The sequence below is a fragment of the Aromatoleum diolicum genome (assembly GCF_012910955.1).
Taxonomy (GTDB): Bacteria; Pseudomonadota; Gammaproteobacteria; order Burkholderiales; family Rhodocyclaceae; genus Aromatoleum; species Aromatoleum diolicum.
The window spans coordinates 1-15,467 of sequence record NZ_WTVQ01000051.1 but is presented as its reverse complement, the minus strand read 5'-3'; the positions used below and the strand labels follow the sequence as shown (position 1 = coordinate 15,467).

Sequence of the window (15,467 nt, the reverse complement as noted above, 5' to 3'; positions counted from 1 at the left end):
GTACTCAGCGCGGAATGTCGATTGCCGGCATGACCTTGTGGATGATGCGGCGGTGCGGATCGTAGTCGGCGTCGCGCGCCGCGCCGAAGCCGGTCATCTCCGCGCGGGCGAGAATCGCACGGCCGTCCTCGCGCGCCTGCAGTCCCACCAGCAGCGTCTGGATGCGCGCGCCGAGCGCCTGGGGCATGTCCTTGCGCACCGCCCAGGGCAGGTGCAGCACCCGCTCGGTCATGCCGAGGTGCGTGACGGTGCTGGTGTCCATCGCGTCGCGCACGACCGGCAGATCGATCAGGATGTCGCCGGCTCCGCTCGCATCGGCTTGGCCGTGATACAGCGAAATCAGCGAATTCGGCGGATTCTTCGAGAACACGGTCTCGTAGTCGGCGGGTTGCAGGCCGGCCTGCAGCAGCAGGTAGCTCGGCAGGATGTAACTCATCATCGCGTCCGTGCCACCGCCGAACACGATCTTGCGCCCGCGCAGCTGCGCGATCGAGTTGATGCCGCTGTCCTTTCTGACATACAGCGCCCCGGCCACGGTACCGGTGCCGAACTCCTCGTTGTGCGCAATGACGCGGTACTTGTCGGCGGAGCGGACGTAGTGGAACTGGTTGTAGTGGACGATATCGAAGCGCCGCTGCTCGACGCCGTCCCAGAACGCGTCGAAATCCTTCGCGGTGACGAGCCGGACCTCGCGGCCAAGCTCGCGGGTGAGATACGCGGCCAGCGGCGCGTAGAGTTCAGTGGTCAGCGTCGCCTGACGCCGCGGGAAGATCCCCATCACCAGCGGTGCGTCGGCGGCCCGGGCGGCGGGAATCGACTGTTCGGCCAGCGTCAGGCCGAGCGTCGCCAGCAGTCCGAGCACGACGCGACGGCGAACGGGATCCCCGCCCGCGCAATGCTCATCGGACCGCAGCCGCCTGACAGCCGCCACGCCGTTCGTTACATCGGTCATTCTTGTTGTCTCCCTGCCGATCGACTAGGCCGTCACCGTGACGACCCGCGATTCTGTTTCTAGATGTTTAAGATTACACGACCGCGGGCGTGTACGCCGTGATCCGTGTCGCACGTGCTCGCACGCCCGCGACTGCGGGCGGGATGCCGGACGGCGGCGGCGACCGGTGATGCGGCGCTCGTCGCGACCTCGCTGTGTCGGTTTCGTGCGCAGGTGCATGAGTGGGGCGGCAATGGATTTCAGGGCCCGAATGCCGGGATCCGACACGGAGAACGGGCGATGACCCGGATTTTCTGGTCGTGGGGCGGACCGCGGCGGGCGCACTGCCCCAAGGATCGCAAAGAATGTCATGATGCGAATATCATGAAGCGGGCAGCGTGGGCACGGTCATTGCTGCTGGTGCCGGAAGCGGACGCCCCAATTCGGGTAGTCGGCCGCGAAAAAGATTCAAGTCTTATCCCGCGAGGACGATAAGGTTATCGGAACGCATCGATTCACGTTGCACGGGCGCTCGCCTGCGACAGCCAAACTTAGCTAACAGCAAGGGATACATGATGAGTGTCAAATACCGTTTGTTCGCCATGGTTGCGATCGCGCTCGTCACGCTGAGCGCGCTGATGGGGATGGCCCTGTACCGGATGAGTCACCTCGCCGGTCTGCAGGACGAGGGCTTCGTGAAGACCCAGACCCAGACCCACGCGGCCGAAGCCTCCTGGCTCGGGGCGCAGTTCTACCAGATCTTCGCCGATACGATCATCAATCGCGATCTGGATGAGGCGAAGAAGGATTTCGCGGCCTTGCGCAGCGAGGCGACGGCCGATCTGGATCGCCTCGCGACCGAGGCGGACACCGCCGACGAGCGGCGGGCGGTTGCCGAGGCCAAAAAAGGTGTCGAGGCAATGATTGTGCTGTTCGAGAAGCGTTTGCTGCCGATTCTGAATAGCGAGAATGAAGTGAATGCCGAGATCCGCGCGATCGACGACGAGGCCGACGCCGCGGTGCGCGGCATCCGCGATCAGCTTGCGACGGTTGCGGTATCGATGGGACGCGAGGCGACCGACGCCGACACGGCGTTCGACGAGATGCGTTCGAAGACCCTGTTCGAAGTGGCGATCATCGCGCTGGTCACCGCGGCGGCGCTGGCGATCTATGCGGCATTCGTCGTGCGCTCGATCCTTGGGCCGCTCGCGAAGGCCCAGGAAGTGACGCGACGCATCGCAGCCGGTGATCTGTCGCAAGCGGTCGATGTCTCGGGCAAGGACGAATTCGCCCAGCTGCTCACATCCTGTGACGCGATGCAGCGCAGTCTGCGCGACATCGCCAAGCACCTGCAGGACCATGCCGAAGGTCTCGGCTCGATGAGCGAAGAACTCGCCGCGACGACCTCGCAATTGTCCGATGCCACCGAACAGCAGGCGCAGGCCGCCTCGTCGATGGCGGCTTCGGTCGAGGAAATGTCGGTCAGCATTTCGCAGGTTTCCGATCATGCGCAAGAGGTGCGCTCCGCAGCCTCCGAATCCGGCCGGAAATCCGCCGAAGGCCATGCGATCGTCACGCGCATGGTCGACAACGGCCGCATCACCGCCGGGGCGGTGGGGCGCACGGCGGAGCAGATCCGGCAGCTGGGCGGCTTCTCCGACCAGATTTCGTCGATCGTCGCCGTGATCCGCGACATTGCCGACCAGACCAACCTGCTCGCGCTGAATGCCGCGATCGAAGCCGCACGCGCTGGCGAGCAGGGCCGCGGCTTCGCCGTCGTGGCCGACGAAGTGCGCAAGCTGGCCGAGCGCACCGGCAAGTCGACGCAGGAAATCACGGCGATGATCGGACAGGTCCAGGGCGTCACGCGTGACGCGGTCGCCAGCATGGAGAAGGTGGTGGCGCACATGGACAGCGTTGACTCGCTGTCGAAAGAGGCGGGCAGTGCGATCAATTCGCTCACCGAGCAGTCGCGTCACGTCATGTCCGCGGTCGAGGACATCACCAGCGCGCTGCACGAACAGTCCACGGCGAGCAACGAGATCGCGCGGCGCGTCGAGCAGACCGCGCAGATGAGCGAGGAAAACAGCGCCGCGGTGAAGGAAACGGCGTCGGCGGCGCACCAGCTCGAAGCCGTCGCCGGGCAACTGCAGGTCACGGCGAACCGCTTCCGCCTGGCCTGAACCCGGGCGCCGGCTCCGCGATGGAGCCGCGGCCGGGCCCGTCCGTGGGCCGGCCGCACTGCCGCCAGCCTCCTGCGCGGGGTGCGTTCGCTCCTCGCGCAATTCATGCAGCATGCTTCGGCGGGCCGTCGGCCGCGCGGGCGGTATACAATGGCCGCGCTGCATTCATCGCTCACTTGTCCGCAAGCGGACCCAATAGCAGGAGATTGTTTGTGAAGAAAGTTCTCGCTCTCGTATTTGCCGGGCTGGTCGGCCTGGGCGCGCCCGCGGTGTTTGCCGCCGATGCGGCAGTCAAGACCGTCGCCGCCGTGCACCAGGAAAAGGCGGAACTGGCCGGCAAATCGGTGCAGGTGGAAGGCAAGGTCGCAAAGGTCAACAACGGCATCATGGGGCGCAACTTCGTGCACGTGCGCGACGGCTCCGGCGACCAGAACAGCAACAACCTGATCGTCACCAGCAAGGACACCGCGGCCGTGGGCGACCAGGTCGTCGTCACCGGCCTCGTCAAGCTCGACCGCGATTTCGGTTCGGGCTACACGTATCCGCTGCTGGTCGAAGAAGCCAGCATCAGCGTCAAGAAGTAAGCCGCAGCGCCCGGGGTGACCCCCGGGAAAGCCTGCCTGCGCTGCAGCGTGAACCGGGCACCGCCCGCGTTCACGCCTCGCCTGGCCGCCGGCCGCGCAGACCTGGCGGGACGTGACCGACGCCACGGAGCTTGATTGGCCCCGCGGGAGCGGCTTCAGCCGCGAAACGTCGTGCCCCGGATTGTTCGCGGCTGAAGCCGCTTCTGCGGGATGGTGCGCGCTTGTCGGGTTTGGCGGGAATTGTGCCAATCGTGACATGGCGAGGTCTGCGCCCTGTTCGAAACCCCTTGAAAATTGGCGGCCCCGCGGCCGTGAGCTCATGGCATGCTATTCGCTAAAGGTATTGGCCGGGCAGGTCGTGGTGCCGAATCGAGTGTGATCCGCGCCGTCTGCGATACCGGCCAACCAGGTGCTTTGACGCCGATCAGGAGTTTCGCGATGGTTTCACGCATTCGCCGGCTGTTGACAGGACTGATGCTGCTCGCTGCGGGGCTGTTGGCGCATGCGGCCGAAATCCAGGTCGCGGTCGCGGCGAACTTCACTGCGCCGATGCAAAAGATCGCCGCCGAGTTCGCGCGCGATACCGGCCACAAGGCACAGCTTGCGTTTGGCGCGACCGGCAAGTTCTACGCGCAGATCCGTAACGGTGCACCGTTCGAGCTGCTGCTCGCCGCCGACGAGGCAACCCCCGCACGCCTGGAGCAGGAAGGCGCGACCGTCCCGGGCAGCCGCTTCACCTACGCGATCGGCCGGCTGGTGCTGTGGTCGCCGCAGGCCGGGCTGGTCGACGAGCGCGGCGAGGTGCTCAAGCGCGGCGGCTTCAATCATCTTGCCGTCGCCAGCCCGAAGACCGCGCCGTATGGCGCGGCCGCGCTGGCGGTGCTGCAGCGGCTCGGGCTCGCCGAGACGCTGGCCGGCAAGCTCGTGACCGGCGAGAACATCGCCCAGACCTACCAATTTGTCGCCTCGGGCAATGCCGAACTGGGTTTCGTCGCGCTGTCGCAGGTGTGGGCAGACGACCGCCTCGCCGGTGGTTCGGCGTGGCGCGTGCCGGCCGAACTGCACGAGCCGCTGCGCCAGGATGCGGTGATCCTCGCCGCCGGGCGCGACAAGCCGGCGGCGCGCGCGCTGGCCGATTACCTGCGCGGCGCGAAGGCCCAGGCGATCATCAAGTCCTACGGCTACGAGTTGTGAAGCGTACTGAGCGATGATGAGTGCGGCCGACTTCGCGGCGATCCGCCTGACGCTGGAACTCGCGGCGGTGACGACCGCGATCCTGCTCGTCGTCGGCACGCCGCTCGCGTGGTGGCTCGCGCGCACGCACTCGCGCCTGAAAGGCGTGATCGGCGCGGTGGTCGCGTTGCCCCTGGTCCTGCCGCCGACGGTGATCGGCTTCTACCTGCTGGTCGCGCTGGGGCCGCACGGGCCGGTCGGCCAGCTCACGCAGGCGCTGGGCCTGGGTGTGTTGCCCTTCACCTTCGCCGGCCTGGTCGTCGGTTCGGTCGTGTATTCGCTGCCCTTCGTCGTGCAGCCGCTGCAACAGGCCTTCGAGGCCATCGGCGAGCGGCCGCTGGAGGTCGCGGCAACCTTGCGCGCCGGCGCGCTCGACACCTTCTTCAGCGTTGTCGTGCCGCTCGCGCGTCCCGGTTTCGTGACCGCCGCGGTGCTCGGTTTCGCCCATACGGTGGGCGAGTTCGGCGTGGTGCTGATGATCGGCGGCAACATCCCGGACAAGACGCGCGTGGTGTCGGTCCAGATCTACGACCATGTCGAGGCGTTCGAATACGCCGAGGCGCACTGGCTGTCGGCCGGCATGCTGGTGTTCAGCTTCCTTGTGCTGTTCGCGCTATACAGCCGCAAGCGCGGGGTCACGCGATGACCAGCGCGGGCGCTGCCGCGACGGTGATGCCAAGCACGTCTGTGTCCGCCGCCGCTACGGCGATCCACGCCCGCTTTCGCGTCGCGTGGCCCGGCTTTGCGCTGGACGCCGACGTGCAGCTGCCCGGTCGCGGCGTCAGCGCGCTGTTCGGCCAGTCCGGCTCGGGCAAGACCACGCTGCTGCGCTGCCTTGCCGGGCTCGAGCGCGCGCCCGGCGGTTACCTGTCGGTGCGCGGCGAGGTGTGGCAGGACGACGCGCGCGGCGTGTTCCTGCCGACGCACCAGCGCCCGCTCGGCTACGTGTTCCAGGAGGCCAGCCTGTTCGCGCACCTGTCGGTCCGGCGCAACCTGGAGTTCGGCATGAAGCGGGTGGCGGCCGCGGCGCGGCGCGTGTCGCTGGAGCACGCGATCGCGCTGCTCGGCATCGAGCCGCTGCTCGAGCGCATGCCGGAAAAACTCTCGGGCGGCGAGCGCCAGCGCGTCGCGATCGCCCGCGCGCTCGCGACCAGCCCGCGCCTGCTGCTGATGGACGAGCCGCTGGCGGCGCTGGATGCGCGGCGCAAGGCGGAGATCCTGCCCTATCTCGAACGCCTGCACGACGAACTCGACATCCCGCTCGTGTATGTCAGCCACGCGCCGGAGGAAGTCGCGCGGCTCGCCGACCACCTCGTGCTGCTGGACGGCGGCCGGGTACTCGCGGCGGGCCCCATCCACGAGGTGATGCCGCGCCTCGACCTGCCGCTGGCGCATGGCGAGGACGCCTTCGTCGTGATCGACGCGCGGGTCGCCGCGCACGACGAGGCCTACGCGCTGACGCGACTGGAGTTCGGCGGCCTGCCGTTGTGGATCACCGGTCTCGATACGCGCATTGGCGCGCAGGTGCGCGCGCGCGTGCTGGCGCGCGACGTCAGCCTTGCGCTGTCCGAACGCCACGAATCGAGCATTCTCAACGTGCTGCCGGCGCGCGTCGTGTCGCTCGACGAGGCCGATGCGGGGCGCACGCTGGTGCGCCTGGAGCTCGGCGGCAGCGCGATGCTCGCGCGCATCACGCGGCGCTCGGCGGTGCAGCTCGGCATCGCGCCGGGCATGGAGGTGTTCGCGCAGGTGAAAGGCGTGGCGCTGTTGCGCTGAGGGCGTGCCGCGCCGGTCTTTGTTCGCCGGGAGCCTGCGCGCCCCTGCGATGCACGCTAAACTAGCATGCTACCCAAACGGATTTCCCCACCATGATCCAGTTGCGCATTGTTCCCGTGACCCCCTTCGAACAGAACTGCAGCATCGTGTGGTGCGACAAGACAATGAAGGCGGCGGTGGTGGACCCCGGTGGTGATCTCGAACGCATCCGCGCCGCGGCCGACAAGCTGGGTGTGACGATCGAGAAGATCCTCATCACCCACGGCCACATCGACCACGCCGGCGGCACTGCGAAACTCGCGCGCGAGTTGGGCGTGCCGGTCGAGGGGCCGCAGGAGGAGGACCGTTTCTGGATCGCCGGCATGCCCGAGCAAAGCAAGATGTTCGGCTTCCCCGATGTCGAGGTCTTCGAGCCGGACCGCTGGCTGCATGAGGGCGATACCGTCACCGTGGGCGACGAAAGCTTCAGGGTGATCCACACGCCGGGTCACACGCCGGGCCACGTCGTGTTCTTCCATGCCGATGCGCGTCTGGCGATCGTCGGCGACGTGCTGTTCGCCGGCTCGATCGGCCGCACCGATTTCCCCAAGGGCGATCACGGGACGCTGATCCGCTCGATCCGCGAAAAGCTCTTCCCGCTCGGTGACGACGTGAGCTTCATCCCGGGCCACGGCCCGACGTCCACCTTCGGCGACGAGCGCGCGCACAATCCGTATGTCGGCGATTACGCCTGAGCGCATCCCCCGCAGTCCGCAGCACCGGCCCGTCGGGGCCGCGGGTGGCTGGCCAAAGCCGGGAGGCAAGCTTGAGATTCGCGATACTTGAAGACGACTTGCTGCAAAGCGAGATGCTGGCGATCTGGCTGCGCGACGCCGGGCACGATGTGCACTGTTTTCCGGATGCGCGCGATTTCATGCGTATCGTCGCGCGCGAGAGCTTCGATTTCTTCCTGCTCGACAGCGTCCTGCCCGAACTGAGCGGGCAGGACGTGCTGGAGTGGCTGCGCAAGGACCGCAACAACGACGCCCCGGTGGTGTTTGTCACCGCGCGCGATGCCGAAGAGGATGTCGTTGCCGCACTGAATGGCGGTGCCGACGACTACATCGTCAAACCCTTGCGGCACCGCGAACTGCTGGCACGTGTCGAGGCCGTGACGCGGCGGGGGCGCACCGTCGGCGGCGAGCCGCTGATCGAGGTCGGGCCTTACCGTTTCGACCTCGCCCACAAGCAGGCGCAGATGGACGGGCTGCCGCTCGATCTGACCGAAAAGGAATTCGATCTCGCGGCGTTCCTGTTCCGCAACATCGGTCGCCTGGTGTCGCGCGGCCATCTGCTGGAAGCCGTGTGGGGGCGCAACCCGATGGTGGCGACGCGCACCGTCGACACCCACATCAGCCGCGTGCGCACCAAGCTCGAACTGCGCCCCGAGCGGGGTTTCCGCCTGGCGCCGGCATACAACTTCGGCTACCGCCTGGAGCGGATGGAAGCCGAGGCGGGCGAGGATCTTGCCACGCCCGACTGAACGGGCGGCGCTCAGCTGCGCTTGAGTGCGTCGCGGATCTCGCGCAGCAGTTTCACTTCGTCGGAATCGGGCGCCGGCGGTGCGGGCGGCGGCTCGGCGCGCTTGAGGCGGTTCATCACCTTGATGGCGACGAAGATTGCCAAGGCGACGATGATGAAATCGATCGTCGTGTTGATGAATGCGCCGTATTTCACCAGGGGTGCGCCGGCCTTCTCGGCTGCTTCCATCGTTTCGAAGGTATTGTCGCCGAGGTTCACGTAGAGGTGACGGAAATCCACCCCGCCGAGCAGGCGGCCCACTACGGGCATCACGATGTCCTTGACCAGGGAATCGACGATCTTTCCGAACGCACCGCCGATGATCACGCCGACCGCCAGGTCGACGACGTTGCCGCGCATGGCGAACTCTTTGAACTCGCGCAGGAAACTCATTCTCAATAACCTCCCTCAGTGAGTGATTGACGCTCGCATCCACGGACGTGCCGCGATTGCCGGATCTTAGCCCTTGTACACGATGCGGCTCAATGACGAAACCGGCATGCACCGCAGTCTGGCGCGGCCAGTTTGCCATTCTTTGCATATTTCGGCGCGCATTCGTCGGATGGCGGCAGGATATCCCGTGCCGCTGATCGCCCGGAGTCGCTAAACTCGCATTCTGACGAGCGAGCAGCTGCGGCGCTCGGACCTTGGTAAGGGGCGAATATGGTGCATCCTGCATGCCGGCCGCTGCTGCCGGGCCTGGCCGTGCTGGCGTTGGCGAGTTTCTGCGGCGCGGCCGCCGCCGCGCCGGGTGACGAAATCCGCTACCGCGTGCGTGCCGGCGACACCCTGATCGGTCTTGGGCAAACCCTGCTCGCCAATCCTGCGCACTGGTCGCGCTTGCAGAAGCTCAACGCCGTCGCCGATCCCTACCGCATTCCCGTCGGTACCCAACTGCGCATTCCGGTCGCGCTGTTGCGGGCCCAGCCGCGCAGTGCCGAAGTCGTCGCGGTCGTCGGCGAGGCGCGCGCCAACGGGCGGGCGCTGGCCGCCGGCGAGACGCTGGGCGCGGGCTCGGCACTCGATACCGGGGACGATGGCCATGTCGTGCTGCGCCTGCCTGACGGTTCGCGGCTGGTGCTGCCGGCGCGCTCCTCGTTGCGTGTCGATACGCTCAAGGGCTATGCCGGCACCGCGGCCCAGGACGTGCGTGTGCGGCTCGACAAGGGGCGTGTCGAATCGCGCGTCGCGCCGCAGCGCGGGCCGGCGGCGCGTTACCGCGTCGATACGCCGACGGCGGTGATCGGCGTGCGGGGCACCGAATTCCGTGTCGGCGTCGATGACGGTGCGAGCCGCGCCGAGGTCACCGCAGGGCGCGTCGCCGTGAGCCGCGCGGGGGAGCGCGGCCGTCGCGCGGCCGTGCGCGAGCTGGCGGCCGGTTTCGGGCTCGTTGCGCGTGTCGGGGCCGGGCTGCCGCAGGCCGTGCCGCTCTTGCCGGCGCCGTCGGCCGCGGGCCTGCCGACGCTGTTCGAGGAGCCGCTGCTGCGCATCCCGCTGCCGGCGATGGCAGGCGCGCACGGCTGGCGTCTGGAGGTCGCCGAGGACCGGCCCGATGCGCCGGTGCTGGCAAGCCAGCAGCTGGCGAGCGGCCCGGCACGCATTGCGGGACTCGCCGACGGCGACTACCGCCTGGTGCTGCGCGCGATCGACGCGCAGGGCCTCGAAGGTCGCGACACCACCCACGCGTTCCGGCTGAAGGCGCGCCCGGAGCCGCCATTCCTCGGGGCACCGGGGGATGGCGGCAAGGCCAGTGCCGGTGGCGTCGCCTTCAGCTGGACGCAGGCGCCGCAGGCGACGACGTATCGCCTGCAGCTCAGCGCCGGCGAGGATTTCGCGGCGCCGCTCGCCGATGTCGAAGGCCTGGGCGAGACGGCTTACCGTGCCGAGCTGGCGCCCGGCAATTACCGCTGGCGTCTTGCCAGCGTGCGTGCCGATGGCGACCGCGGCCCGTGGAGCGCCGCCGCGCGCTTTGTCGTGCGCCCGCTGCCGCAGGCGCCGGAGCCGCCGGCGATCGGCAGCGACACGCTGGAATTCCGCTGGAAGGGCGAGCCGGAACAGCGCTTCGACTATCAGTTCGCCGCCGATGAAAGCTTCGCCGCGCCGCTGCACGAGGGCGCGGTGCCCGAGCCGCATGCGAGCCTGCCGCGTCCGGGCGCCGGCAGTTACTGGATGCGCGTGCGCGCGATCGATCCCGACGGTTTCATCAGCCCCTGGACCGGCGCGCAGAAAGTCGTCGTGCCGGCGCAGTTCCCGTGGTGGCTCCTGGCCCTGCCGCTGCTGTTCGTGCTGTGACGCGCGCAGGATCGCCGTTCAGCCGCACGCTCGTCGAATGGCTGGTCGTGACGGTGCTGTGCATGGGGTTCGCCGGCCTGGTGACCGGGCAGGGCTGGCTGTGGCGCATCGACGGGGTGTTCTACGATGCGGCGATGGTCACGCGGCGGATTCCGGCGGATCCGGACGTGGTCGTGGTCGCCATCGACGACCGCAGCCTCGCCGAAATCGGCCGCTGGCCGTGGCGCCGCGCGGTGCATGCGGCGCTGCTCGAGCGGTTGAAGGCGCTCGGCGCGCAGGTGGTGGCGATGGACGTGATGTTCCATGAGCCGGCACCCGAGGAAAGTGCCGGCGACGCCGCGCTGGCACGCGCGATTGCCGCGCACGGCCGGGTGGTGTTGCCGGTGACGCACGCGACCCATGCCGCGCGCAGCGACGGCGAAGCACTGCCGGCGCCGATGTTTGCCGAGGCTGCGGCGGCGTTGGGGCACATCCACATCGAACTCGACCCCGACGGCATCGCGCGCAGCGTGTACTTGTGGGAAGGCATGAACGCGCCGCGTTACCCGCAGCTCGCGCTGGCGGCGCTGTCGCTGGCGGCGCCGCAGTTGGCGCTGCGCTACCCGGAGCCACCGCCGATCGACGCACCCGGATGGCGGCGCGAAAGTGCCGGCGACGCCGCGCTGGCACGCGCGATTGCCGCGCACGGCCGGGTGGTGTTGCCGGTGACGCACGCGACCCATGCCGCGCGCAGCGACGGCGAAGCACTGCCGGCGCCGATGTTTGCCGAGGCTGCGGCGGCGTTGGGGCACATCCACATCGAACTCGACCCCGACGGCATCGCGCGCAGCGTGTACTTGTGGGAAGGCATGAACGCGCCGCGTTACCCGCAGCTCGCGCTGGCGGCGCTGTCGCTGGCGGCGCCGCAGTTGGCGCTGCGCTACCCGGAGCCACCGCCGATCGACGCACCCGGATGGCGGCGCGCCGACTGGATGCGCATCCCCTTCGCCGGCCCGCCCGGTACCTACCGCTACATTTCCTACGTCGATGTGCTGCGCGGTGCGCTAGCCGACGGGGCGCTGCGCGGGGCGGTCGTGTTCGTCGGTGCCTCGGCGGTCGGCATGGGCGACATCGTGCCGACGCCGACCTCCGGCCATGCGCGTCCGATGCCGGGCGTGGAGCTGCACGCGACGGTGTTCAGCGCGCTGCGTCGCGGCGATGCGATCCACTCGCTGCCCAATGCGCTGGATGGCGCGCTGGCAAGCCTGCTGCTGGGCGGGCTGATGCTGGTGATGCTGCGCAGCGGCCCGCGGCTGGCGCTGCTGGCCGCCTTCGGCTTCGCGCTCGGCGCACTGGCGGCTGCGTGGGTGGCCCTGCTGGCGTGGCAGACCTGGGTGCCGCCGGCCGGCGCGGTGCTCGCGTGCCTGCTCGCCTATCCGCTGTGGAGCTGGCGCCGGCTGGAGGCCACGCAGCACTATCTCGACAACGAACTGGCGGCCCTGCGCGAAACCGGCGAACACCTCGCGATGATCCTGCCATCTGCGGCGGCCGCCCCGGCGCTCGACCGCTTCGGCGCCCGCATCGCGGTGGTGCGCGACGCGGCGCGGCGTCAGCGCGACCTGCAGCGCTTCATCTCCGATGCGCTCGACGGCCTGCCGGTCGGGGCCGTGGTGATCGATCACACGGGCCAGGTGCGTCTCGTCAATCGGCGCGCAACGGAACTCCTCGGCGTGTCCGAGCCGTGGGCGCTGCGGGCGACGCTCGGGGCAATGCCGTGGCCGGAGGCGGGGGCGCCGCTCGAACGCGTGGCGACCGACCGTGCCGTCGCACCGCAGCAGATCGAAGTGGAACTCGACAACGGCCGCGTCGTCCTGGCCTCGCTCGCGGGATTGTTCGACGAGACCGGGCAGCCGCTGGGCGCGGTGGTGGGGCTGGCCGACATCAGCGCCCTGCACGAGGCGCAGCGCAGTCGCGAGGATACGATGCACTTCCTGTCGCACGACATGCGCGCGCCGCTGGCGTCGATCCTGACGCTGGTCGGGGCTGCCCGCGGCGCTGTGACGGCGCCGCCGCCCGGGTCGCCCGAAGCGGAACGCCTCGGCTGGGTCGAGCGCTATGCGCGCGCCGCGCTGACGCTGGCCGATGACCTGTTCCGCCTGGTGCGCGCGGAGGGGGTCGATCCGGCGAGTTTCAGCGAACTGTCGCTCGACATGCTGGTGCAGGACGCGGCCGATCAGGTGTGGGCGCTGGCGCGCGCCAAGGGCGTGACGCTGGCGACCGACATCGCGCTGGCCGACGACGACGCGCTGCGCCGGGTGCGCGGCGACGGCGATCTGCTGTGCCGTGCGATCGTCAATCTGCTGACCAATGCGGTGAAATACACGCCGCAGGGCGGCCGCATCACGCTGTCGCTGGCGGCCTGCCCAAGCGGCTGGGCGGTGACGGTGGGGGACACCGGCATCGGCATCCCGCCCGAGCAGCAGATGCGGCTGTTCCAGCGCTTTTCGCGCCTGAACACCGCGGAAAACCGTCGCCTCAGCGGTGTCGGTCTGGGCCTGCTGATGGTGCGCACGGTCGCCGAACGTCACGGTGGCTCGGTCAGTGTCAGCAGCCGACCCGGTGAAGGCAGCGTGTTCACGCTGTCCCTGCCGGCCGCCTGAGTCGCCTGCAGGGGCCGGAGCCTAGAGGCGTGCGCTGAACACCGGCAGACGCCAGCCGAAACGCATCGCGCCCAGCCGGATCAACAGCACCAGGGCGCCGGCGAGCAGGGCTGCCCAGCCGTGCGAGACCTCCAGCGTGCCCAGCGCCACCAGCAGCAAGGCGCCGGCCCACGAGGCGGTGGCGTAGAGCTCGCCGGTGAACACCAGTGGCACCTCGTTGCACAGCACGTCGCGCACGATGCCGCCGAACACGCCGGTGACGACCCCCATCAGGCTCGCGACCAGCCACGGCGCGTCGAGCGCCAGCGCCGCCTGCGTGCCGCTGACGGTGAAGAGCGCCAGCCCCACCGCATCGGGCAGCAGGAACAGCCGCGCCGGCAGGCGCACCACGCGCGCCAGCGCGAAGGCCGCGACGCCCGCCGCCAGCGCGGTGATCAGGTAGCTCTGGTCGGCGATCCAGAACACCTTGCGGTCGAGCAGCAGGTCGCGCAGCGAGCCGCCGCCGAGGGCCGCGGCAAGCGCGACGACGACCATGCCGAACATGTCGAAGGGCTTGCGCCCGGCCTCCAGCACGCCGGCCGCGGCCTGGGCCGCAACGCCGGCGAGGCCGATGCTGTAGATGAGGGTGTCGATGGCGATCATGGGGCGCGAGGATAGCACTGGCGGCCGGCGGTCGCGGCCGGGCGCAGCTTGGCATAATGCGCGCTTCGGTCCGCCGCTGTCGTGCCGCGGACGACCCCCATGAGGACGCGCATGATTTTCCCCACTGCCGGCATGCGGCACGCTGCAAGCGCCGGCGCTTCCTCCGGTGCGTGGCGATGTCCGCGCTAGCCCTGGTGCAGGTGCTCGCCAGCGGCCTTGCCATCGGCTGCGTGTATGGGCTCGTGGCGCTGTCCTTCGTGCTGATCTACAAGGCCACCGAGACCGTCAGCTTCATGCAGGGCGAACTGCTGATGGCCGGTGCGTTCGCGGTGCTGGCGCTGCATCGCGCGGCCGGCTGGCCCCTGCCGATGGCGGCGGCGGGGGGCGTGGCGGGCATGGTGGCCCTCGGCGCGCTGCTCGAGCGCACGGTGCTGCGCCGCGCGCTCGGGCAGGCGCATCTGACGGCGCTGCTGCTGACTTTCGGCCTCGGCATGCTGCTGCGCGGGGCGGTGGGCTCGGTGCCCGCCGCGAGCCATTCGATGCACCGTCTGCCGCTGCCGTTTGCCGGTGAAAGTCTGCAATGGGGCGCACTGGTGCTGGCGGCCGAGCATGTCGCGGTGATCGTCGCGACGGCGGCGCTGGCGCTGGGGCTGACGCTGTTTTTCCGCTTCACGCGGGCGGGGCTGGCCTTGCGCGCCTGCTCGGAGAACGCCCCGGTGGCAGCGCTGATGGGCGTGTCGGTGGCCGGCATGCACACGCTGGCATGGGCGCTCGGCGCGGGGCTGGCGGCAATCGCGGGGCTGATGCTCGCACCGATCACTTTCGTGCATACGAACATGGGGCTGGTGGCCTTGAAGGCGTTTCCGGCGGCGGTGCTGGGGGGTATGACGAGCCTGCCGGGGGCGCTCGCCGGCGGCGTGTTCCTGGGCGTGGTCGAGGCGCTGGCCGGGCTGGCGTTGCCGGAGGGCGTCAAGGACGTCGTTCCCTACGTGTTGCTGATGCTCGCGCTGCTGCTGTTTCCGGGCGGCCTGGCCGGCGGCTTGCGGGGACGGCCATGAGGCGTGGCGGCGGTGCGAGCGCGGGGGACGCAAGGCACAGCCGCCTGCCGCCGGCACTCGTGCTCGCCGGCGCGGCGGCGCTCGCGGTGTGGGCGCTGGGCCTGGATTACGCACTGGCACAGGCGGCCTTCGTGATGACCTATGCGATCGCCGGCCTCGGCCTGATCGTGATCGTCGGCCAGTGCGGCCAGATTTCGCTCGGTCAGGGCGCGCTGCTGGCGCTCGGGGCGTATGCGCAGACGGTGTTGAACCTGCGCGGCGTGCCGGCGCCGCTGTCCGTGCCGCTGGCGATCGCGCTCGGCGCTGCCGGTGGCTGGCTGGCGAGCCTGCCGGCGCGGCGTCTCGGCGGGCTGTACTTCGCGATGAGCACGCTGGCCTTCGCGCTGATCGTCGAGGAAGGCCTGGGGCGCTGGGAGTCGCTGACCCGCGGCGCGGCCGGCCTGACGGTGCCGGCCCTGGGGCTGGGCGGCTGGGTGGCCGATGCGGCGCCGGCGCAGGCGGCGGTGAGCCTGGTGGCGCTGGGGTTGGCGTGGCTGTGCTGCCGGCGCTGGGTGGGGTCGCGGCTGGGG

14 protein-coding genes are annotated in these 15,467 nt (G+C 69.5%); 11 read left to right on the top strand and 3 right to left on the bottom strand.

Going from position 1 to position 15,467, the window contains the following annotated elements; all coding sequences use genetic code 11:
• Positions 1 to 4: 4 nt before the first annotated feature.
• Entirely contained in the window at positions 5 to 952 is a 948-nt protein-coding gene (locus GPA25_RS20540) for a phosphate/phosphite/phosphonate ABC transporter substrate-binding protein (RefSeq protein WP_246265949.1), read from the bottom strand.
• A gap of 551 nt (positions 953 to 1,503) precedes the next feature.
• Here GPA25_RS20540 and GPA25_RS20535 point away from each other — a divergent pair.
• The 7 genes from GPA25_RS20535 (at position 1,504) to GPA25_RS20505 (ending at position 8,229) form a co-directional block, all read left to right on the top strand.
• Positions 1,504 to 3,114 (top strand): methyl-accepting chemotaxis protein, encoded by a 1,611-nt coding sequence (locus GPA25_RS20535; protein ID WP_246265948.1) that lies wholly within the window; start codon positions 1,504 to 1,506, stop codon positions 3,112 to 3,114.
• A 212-nt stretch (positions 3,115 to 3,326) separates the two neighbouring features.
• Entirely contained in the window at positions 3,327 to 3,698 is a 372-nt protein-coding gene (locus GPA25_RS20530) for a hypothetical protein (RefSeq protein WP_343035027.1), read from the top strand.
• A gap of 438 nt (positions 3,699 to 4,136) precedes the next feature.
• Positions 4,137 to 4,892, top strand: coding sequence for a molybdate ABC transporter substrate-binding protein (gene modA, locus GPA25_RS20525; RefSeq protein WP_169262271.1), 756 nt, complete (start codon positions 4,137 to 4,139; stop codon positions 4,890 to 4,892).
• A 13-nt stretch (positions 4,893 to 4,905) separates the two neighbouring features.
• Entirely contained in the window at positions 4,906 to 5,577 is a 672-nt protein-coding gene (modB, locus tag GPA25_RS20520; protein WP_169262270.1) for a molybdate ABC transporter permease subunit, read from the top strand.
• 26 nt (positions 5,578 to 5,603) lie between these two features.
• Entirely contained in the window at positions 5,604 to 6,707 is a 1,104-nt protein-coding gene (gene modC, locus GPA25_RS20515; RefSeq protein ID WP_169262269.1) for a molybdenum ABC transporter ATP-binding protein, read from the top strand.
• 92 nt (positions 6,708 to 6,799) lie between these two features.
• Complete coding sequence (locus GPA25_RS20510) at positions 6,800 to 7,441, top strand: MBL fold metallo-hydrolase (protein ID WP_169262268.1); 642 nt, start codon at positions 6,800 to 6,802, stop codon at positions 7,439 to 7,441.
• 71 nt (positions 7,442 to 7,512) lie between these two features.
• A complete protein-coding gene (locus GPA25_RS20505) occupies positions 7,513 to 8,229 on the top strand; it encodes a response regulator transcription factor (RefSeq protein ID WP_211163256.1) in 717 nt (238 codons plus the stop codon).
• Between the two features lie 11 nt (positions 8,230 to 8,240).
• Here the strand turns inward: GPA25_RS20505 and mscL are convergent, their stop codons facing one another.
• Positions 8,241 to 8,660 carry a large conductance mechanosensitive channel protein MscL gene (gene mscL, locus GPA25_RS20500; RefSeq protein WP_169262267.1) on the bottom strand — a complete coding sequence of 140 codons (420 nt, stop codon included), beginning with the start codon at positions 8,658 to 8,660 and terminating at the stop codon, positions 8,241 to 8,243.
• Between the two features lie 270 nt (positions 8,661 to 8,930).
• Between mscL and GPA25_RS20495 the strand changes: the two genes are divergently transcribed.
• The gene (locus GPA25_RS20495; RefSeq protein ID WP_169262266.1) at positions 8,931 to 10,559 is read left to right on the top strand and encodes a FecR domain-containing protein; all 1,629 of its coding nucleotides are present in this window, start codon (positions 8,931 to 8,933) and stop codon (positions 10,557 to 10,559) included.
• Positions 10,556 to 13,198, top strand: a complete 2,643-nt coding sequence (locus GPA25_RS20490) for a CHASE2 domain-containing protein (protein ID WP_169262265.1) — start codon at positions 10,556 to 10,558, stop codon at positions 13,196 to 13,198. The genes GPA25_RS20495 and GPA25_RS20490 overlap by 4 nt, the downstream gene beginning before the upstream one ends.
• Positions 13,199 to 13,219: 21 nt before the next feature.
• Here GPA25_RS20490 and GPA25_RS20485 read toward each other — a convergent pair whose 3' ends face one another.
• Positions 13,220 to 13,840, bottom strand: a complete 621-nt coding sequence (locus GPA25_RS20485; RefSeq protein ID WP_169262264.1) for a trimeric intracellular cation channel family protein — start codon at positions 13,838 to 13,840, stop codon at positions 13,220 to 13,222.
• Positions 13,841 to 14,016: 176 nt separating this feature from the next.
• Between GPA25_RS20485 and GPA25_RS20480 the strand changes: the two genes are divergently transcribed.
• Both GPA25_RS20480 and GPA25_RS20475 read left to right on the top strand, forming a co-directional pair.
• Positions 14,017 to 14,898: a branched-chain amino acid ABC transporter permease gene (locus tag GPA25_RS20480; protein WP_169262263.1), complete on the top strand. Its 882-nt coding sequence runs from the start codon at positions 14,017 to 14,019 to the stop codon at positions 14,896 to 14,898.
• Positions 14,895 to 15,467: branched-chain amino acid ABC transporter permease (locus tag GPA25_RS20475; protein ID WP_169262262.1), on the top strand; the 573-nt coding region annotated here is incomplete at its 3' end. The genes GPA25_RS20480 and GPA25_RS20475, both read left to right, overlap by 4 nt.